Source organism: Frankia sp. Cppng1_Ct_nod (assembly GCF_920656135.1).
Classification (GTDB): Bacteria; Actinomycetota; Actinomycetes; order Frankiales; family Frankiaceae; genus Protofrankia; species Protofrankia meridionalis.
The window spans coordinates 69,769-75,886 of sequence record NZ_CAKKTK010000009.1 but is presented as its reverse complement, the minus strand read 5'-3'; the positions used below and the strand labels follow the sequence as shown (position 1 = coordinate 75,886).

General features: G+C 66.8%; 6 protein-coding genes. 5 read left to right on the top strand and 1 reads right to left on the bottom strand.

Annotated features, from left to right (window positions below; genetic code table 11):
* Positions 1-834: 834 nt before the first annotated feature.
* On the top strand, positions 835-1,128 hold the full coding sequence (locus tag NBW77_RS04905) for a site-specific integrase (RefSeq protein ID WP_207386836.1): 294 nt from the start codon (positions 835-837) through the stop codon (positions 1,126-1,128).
* Here the strand turns inward: NBW77_RS04905 and ychF are convergent.
* Positions 1,080-2,156: a redox-regulated ATPase YchF gene (gene ychF / locus NBW77_RS04900; RefSeq protein WP_131745424.1), complete on the bottom strand. Its 1,077-nt coding sequence runs from the start codon at positions 2,154-2,156 to the stop codon at positions 1,080-1,082. The two genes, NBW77_RS04905 and ychF, sit on opposite strands and share 49 nt — an antisense overlap.
* 243 nt (positions 2,157-2,399) lie before the next feature.
* Here ychF and NBW77_RS04895 point away from each other — a divergent pair, with 243 nt between their 5' ends.
* From NBW77_RS04895 to NBW77_RS22270, 4 genes are all read left to right on the top strand, one after another.
* Positions 2,400-3,074, top strand: a complete 675-nt coding sequence (locus NBW77_RS04895) for a DUF4232 domain-containing protein (protein ID WP_131745423.1) — start codon at positions 2,400-2,402, stop codon at positions 3,072-3,074.
* 24 nt (positions 3,075-3,098) lie between these two features.
* A complete protein-coding gene (locus NBW77_RS04890; RefSeq protein WP_349816963.1) occupies positions 3,099-3,809 on the top strand; it encodes a class I SAM-dependent methyltransferase in 711 nt (236 codons plus the stop codon).
* A gap of 64 nt (positions 3,810-3,873) precedes the next feature.
* Positions 3,874-5,349: a DNA recombination protein RmuC gene (locus NBW77_RS04885; RefSeq protein ID WP_131745422.1), complete on the top strand. Its 1,476-nt coding sequence runs from the start codon at positions 3,874-3,876 to the stop codon at positions 5,347-5,349.
* Complete coding sequence (locus tag NBW77_RS22270) at positions 5,333-5,947, top strand: DUF6542 domain-containing protein (RefSeq protein ID WP_242605577.1); 615 nt, start codon at positions 5,333-5,335, stop codon at positions 5,945-5,947. Before NBW77_RS04885 ends, NBW77_RS22270 begins: the two co-directional genes overlap by 17 nt.
* Positions 5,948-6,118 lie beyond the last annotated feature (171 nt).

Below are 6,118 nucleotides of genomic sequence, written 5' to 3'. Positions count from 1 at the left end.
CTGGAGCTGCTGGAACTGCCGGTAGTCGATGCCGAGGCGGTCAGCCATCGGCTGCATCAACTTGCGCCGGCCCTCGTCCAGCAGGCCCTCACACGTAGCTGTGAAGGCCCTGTTCTTTTATCACATCAGGAACTAATGAAACAGTTCGGCGCGATCGGTTGATCCGTACCGGTATATATGAAGAGGTCCGGAACGTAACCATTGCCAACCTTGTCCCAGAGGCTGCTTGATTTTCCGCTGGAGTCGTATACCGTTTCTCCCTGAACTGTGCAGGATATGTAAACCGCCGAACCACTCGGTAACTTCCCTATGACGCCGCTTGTGAGCGACGGTAAAGCATAGACATTATCGGTTGCAATGGCGGGACGCGGCCTTGGCGTGAAGGAGGTCGGGGACGGCTTCAGCGTGAAGGCAGTCGGGGACGGCTTCAGCGTGAAAGCAGTCGGGGACGGTGTTGGCGACGCAAAGGGCACTATGGATGACGACTTTCTCTCATTGTTGTCAGCCATAAACAGGACAACGGATACTATAATCGCGATAATTGTTCCAACACTGCCAACGACAGTCCAGAACTCCTGGTGGCTGAGCCTACCCCCGCTTGAGTCAGACACTGGACCCCCGACCGATAGAAATGATTTCTTATCGTAGCGGACTGGACTTATCCGGTCAGGATGGCCATCGGGTCTGGATCCCCCGGCGAGGATCCGTCGCCGCAGCGGCTGACTCGGCCACGGGATGCGAAGCGCCCGGCAAACATGGCACGCCAGCTCCGCGCACAGCCGGTTGCGGGACGCGGGCACGCCATCACTTCTGATCTGGAGGCGGTCCCGCCGGGTGGTGGCAACACTCAGCCTTCGGCGCCGCTACGCCTCGGTCCTGTTCGCCGCGGGGGAAAGCGTGATCGCGGTCGCCGAGCGGCTCGGGCACGGCAACGCCGCGCTCGCGCTGTCCATCTACGGCCGCCTGATGCCGGACAGCGAAGATCGGACCCGCAAGGCAGTGGACTCGGCATGGTCCCGTGTAACCGTCGTGGAACGCGATCACTCACACCCTGCGGGACCTGCGGAAACGGTGCCCGATCAGACGTTGAAGCGGAATTCCACGACGTCGCCGTCGGCCATGACGTAGTCCTTGCCCTCGATGCGGACGCGCCCGGCCGCGCGGGCCGCCACCATCGAACCGGCCGCGATCAGGTCGTCGAAAGAGACGATCTCGGCCTTGATGAAGCCGCGCTGGAAGTCGGTGTGGATGACACCCGCGGCCTCCGGCGCGGTCGCTCCGACCTTTATCGTCCAGGCCCGCGATTCCTTCGGCCCCGCCGTCAGGTAGGTCTGCAGGCCCAGCGTGTGGAAGCCGATCCTGGCCAGTTGCGCCAGGCCGCTCTCGGACTGCCCGAGGGATTCCAGGAGCTCGATGGCGTCATCGTCGGGAAGCTCGGTCAGCTCCGCCTCGACCTTCGCGCACAACACCACCGCGTCGGCCGGCGCGACCAGCGCCGCGAGTTCCTTACGTCGGGTGTCGTCCGCGAGGACGTCCTCGTCCACGTTGAACACGTAGAGAAAAGGCTTGGCGGTGAGCAGGAACAACTCCCGCAGCGCGGCCCGGTCGACACCCGGGTCGGACGAGAGGGTACGGCCCGCGTCGAGCACCTCGCGGGCCTGCTTCATCGCGGCGACCAGGACCTGCTTGCCCTTGTCGACCCGGGACTCCTTCTCCAGCCTGGGCAGGCGCGCGTCGATGGTCTGCAGGTCGGCGAGGATCAGCTCGGTGTTGATCGTGGCGATGTCGTCGGCGGGGTCGACCCGGCCGTCCACATGGACGACGTCGGGGTCGGAGAAGACCCGGACGACCTGGCAGACCGCGTCGGACTCACGAATGTTGGCCAGGAACTTGTTGCCGAGGCCCTGGCCCTCGGACGCACCGCGGACCAACCCGGCGATGTCGACGAAACCGACTGTCGCCGGCACCGTCCGAACGCTGCGAAACACCTTCGCGAGCTGGTCGAGGCGGGTGTCGGGGACCCCGACGACGCCAACGTTCGGTTCGATCGTGGCGAACGGATAGTTCGCGGCAAGGACGTCGTTGCGGGTCAACGCGTTGAACAGGGTCGACTTGCCGACGTTGGGTAGTCCGACGATCCCGATCGACAAGCCCATGGGCTCGGAGTCTACGGGGCCGGGCGCGCCATGCGGCACCGGGACAAGTCGGCGGTCACGCACACCCCTTGACGCATGCCCTGGTCCCAGGCCCCGGTCACGCACCCGACGTGACCGTGCCGCATCCGGTGCGCGCATCGGGGGCGATCCTTTTCGAGCCCCGATTCAAGCCCCGATGCGTGCCACAGGAGGACAACACCGCGAAGGTGTAACTGGCGGGGACGGGGCGAGAACGTGTGTCCCATGAAGCTCGTTCTGGGCAAGATCCTCGAAAAGATCGTTCCCGCTCTCGCGATCACGGCCACGTGCGCGGCCTGCGCACACGTAGCCGGGGATGGTTCCGCCGTCGCGCCCGCGGGTCCAACCGATCCGAGGAGAGCCGCGGCCGCCTCCCCGACCACCGTCCCCACGAGTGGCGGCCCGCCCTCAGGTCAAGCGACACGTGGAGGCACCGTTGCCATCGACCCGGGTCGGCCGCTGTCCCCGGTGCGCTGCGCCGTACCAGGACTACGACTGTCGACGGTGTCCCCGGCCGGCGGTGGCGGTATGGGCCACCAGGGTCTCGTCCTCGTCTTCACGAACACGAGCGGCACCAGCTGCGTGCTTGACGGCTATCCAGGGGTTACGGCCCGCGACGACAACAACCGGGATGCCGCGGACGCGAGACGCGAGACCATCGGCTACATTTTCCCGTCGACCTCCCGGGCCCAGGTGGTGCTGCCGCCGAACGGCACCGCGTCCGCCGGCCTGGAGTGGACCGTCGTCCCGTCGGGAAACCAGACGAGCTGCCCGACCTACGTCGGCCTCACGGTGACACCGCCGGGCGAGACCCGCAGCCTGCGGCTCGTCCACGGGATGAACTTCTGCGGCGATTTCGAGATTCATCCACTCGTGGCAGGTGCCACCGCAGGGAGCTGATATTAGACTTGCCCAATGAATGAGATGACTATCTCATATGGTGAGACCATCTGGGATCCGGCGACCTACGATGCCCAGCGGCGCCGGTTGGTGCCCTCGTTTGACCTGCTCTACGGCGCGGTGGCCGAACTGGTCGCGGACACAGGCCGTGCCGATCCAGCGGTCCTCGACCTCGGTGCCGGCACGGGCCTGCTGTCCGCCGCCGTGCGCGACGCGGTCCCCGGCGCCCGCCTGCACCTGTTCGACGGAGCCGACCCGATGCTCGCGCGGGCACGGGCTCGCCTGGCTCCGGGCGCGGCGGGCGCGGCGGGCGCGGCGCTCCCGGTCGTGACGACCGTCGCCGACCTCACCGGTCCACTGCCGGCCGGCCCGTTCGACGCCGTGGTCTCCGCCCTGGCCATCCACCACCTTGACGACCCGGCCAAGCGGAACCTCTTCCGCCGCGTCCACGCTGTTGTCGAACCCGGTGGCGTGTTCGTCAACCTCGAACAGGTCAACGGTCCGGACGACACGCTGACCAGGCGCTACGCCGACATTCACGAACGTCGCGCCCGCACGGCCGGCGCGGACGACGACGAATGGAACGCGGCTTTGAGTCGAATGGCGCACGACCGCTGCGCGCCCCTCGAAGCCCAGTTGGCCTGGCTGCGGGAAGCCGGCTTCCACCAGGTCGACTGTGTGGTCAAGGACTGGCGTTTCGCCGTCTACGCGGGCTGGCGTCCGACCCAGAACTGATCACGGCGGCCATCTCGGCATCGCCGCCGGCAAAGTGTCGGACGTCCGTGATTGCCTGTCGGCCATGGACGTCACGACCATCCTGCTCTTTCTCGTCGGCCTGCTGCTCGGGGTCACCGCGGGCTTCCAGGCGGGCCGGCGGGGAGTCGACGTCCGGCTCGCCATGCTCACGGCCGAGCACGATCTCGCTACCCGCGAACGGGAAACATCGCGCCGCGGCGAGCAGGCCGCGCGGGAACGGGCAGCACTGGCCGAAGCCGACGTGGCGGGCATGCGGACGGCGCTCGACTATGAACGGCGGTCCGCGACCGAACGGCTCGGCCTGGTCGAGCAGACCCAGCAGCGCCTCGCGGAGTCCTTTCAGGCGCTGTCCGCACAGGCGTTGGAGGGCGCGAGCCGCCAGTTCCTCGAACTTGCCTCCGCCCGGTTCGCCGAGGCCGGCGCCCACGCTGCCGGAGATCTGGAGCAGCGTCGCGCGGCGGTCGAACACCTTGTCGGTCCGCTGCAGGATGTGCTGGGGAAGATGGAGCACCGCCTGGCGGATCTGGAGAGCGCCCGTGTCGAGGCGTACGCGACCCTCGCCGAGCAGGTCCGCGGTGTCCAGCGGGTATCCGAGGGACTGCGCGCGGAGACGGCCGCGCTGGTCACAGCCCTGCGTAAGCCGCAGACGCGGGGCGCCTGGGGCGAGATGCAGCTTCGTCGGGTCGCCGAGGTCGCCGGGATGCTCAACCGATGCGACTTCACCGAACAGCCGACTGCCCTCGGCGACGAGGGCACGCAACGGCCTGACATGGTCGTTCACCTGGCAGGCAACAGGAACATCGTCGTGGACGCGAAGGTGCCGCTCATCGCCTTCCTCGAGGCGGGTGAGGCCCGCGACGACCAACAGCGGGACGAACGGCTTGCCGCCCACGCGCGGCACCTGCGCGCGTACGTGGACGCGCTGGGCGCGAAGTCGTACTGGCGACGGTTTCCCTCCAGCCCGGAGTTCGTAGTGCTGTTCGTGCCCGCCGAAGCGTTCCTCGCACCCGCTCTGGAGAAGGATCCGGCCCTCCTCGAACACGCCGCGGCCAAGAAGGTCGTCATCGCCACCCCGACCACGCTGATCGCGATGCTGCGGACCGTCGCCCATGCCTGGACGCAGGAGGCACTCACCACCCGTACCCGGGAAATCTTCGAGTTGGGCAGAGATCTTTACACCCGCCTGGGTACCCTCGGCGAGCACATGGACCGGCTCGGTCGTTCACTCGGCAAGGCCGTCACCGACTTCAATGCGACCGTCGGATCGCTGGAGAGCCGGGTGCTGGTCCCTGCTCGACGGCTTGCCGCGATGGAGGTGGTGGAGGACGTCCTCGCGGCGCCGTCCCGGGTGGAAGCAGGGGTCCGGGCATTGTCCGCGGCCGAGCTTGTCGGGAACAGCTCGAGCACATCCGTAACCAGGGCTGGAGAGCCGAACGCAGCACGGGTTGCCGAAAGCTCCAGAAACCTCACCGAAAGTCATACAAGGGTAGCGTCACACAGCGATGCCGCTCACCGGTGACGCGTGCGGGAACTTCGGGCGGTACCTTGCCCAGGTGAGCTCGCCGCCGCCTCGCCCGTCGGCCGGTCCGCCCGGACGAACCGGACGTCCCACCGGCCAGCGGGGACGAATCCAAGGCCGACGTAACGGTACCCCCCCACCCACCGTGGTGACGGGAAGCCGACGAGGCCTGACCGTTCTCGGTGCCGCCATCCTGGTCGTCCTTGCCGGGACGGCCGGGGCAGCCGTTGACCTGCTGTTTTCCGACTCCCCGGGAATCACATTCGGCATACTGTTCGTTGCCGGCTGCATACTTGCCGCTACCCGGGTGCATTCGGACGATCTGATCGGGATCGTTATAATGCCGCCGCTCGTCTATGCTCTGATCGTCGTCGGAATCGGATTTGTGCATCCGTCGTCGGGGAGTGGTACAGGCGGCCTCAGGAGCAAAACGATCGATATCGCGTCCAACCTGATCCTGCGGGCTCCCATACTTCTCATAGGTTTCGCCACCGTTGCCCTTATTGCAGCGATTCGGGCACGTCGTGCGCAAGTTACACGCCGGGAACGTGAGCGAGCTCATACCCTCCCGGAAAATCGCCGCACCCCTGGCCGTTAGTACAGCATCGGCCAGATATCCGGTACCGTTTTCAGCGTGCCGAAAAATGCGTCCCGCGAACTGCGGGACCGCCTGACACGGTGGTGGATGACCTGCCGCTGCGGCCATTCCTACGACGATCACCAGCATTACCGCCGCGGGTCGGACTGCGGACGGTGTTCGTGCCCCGCC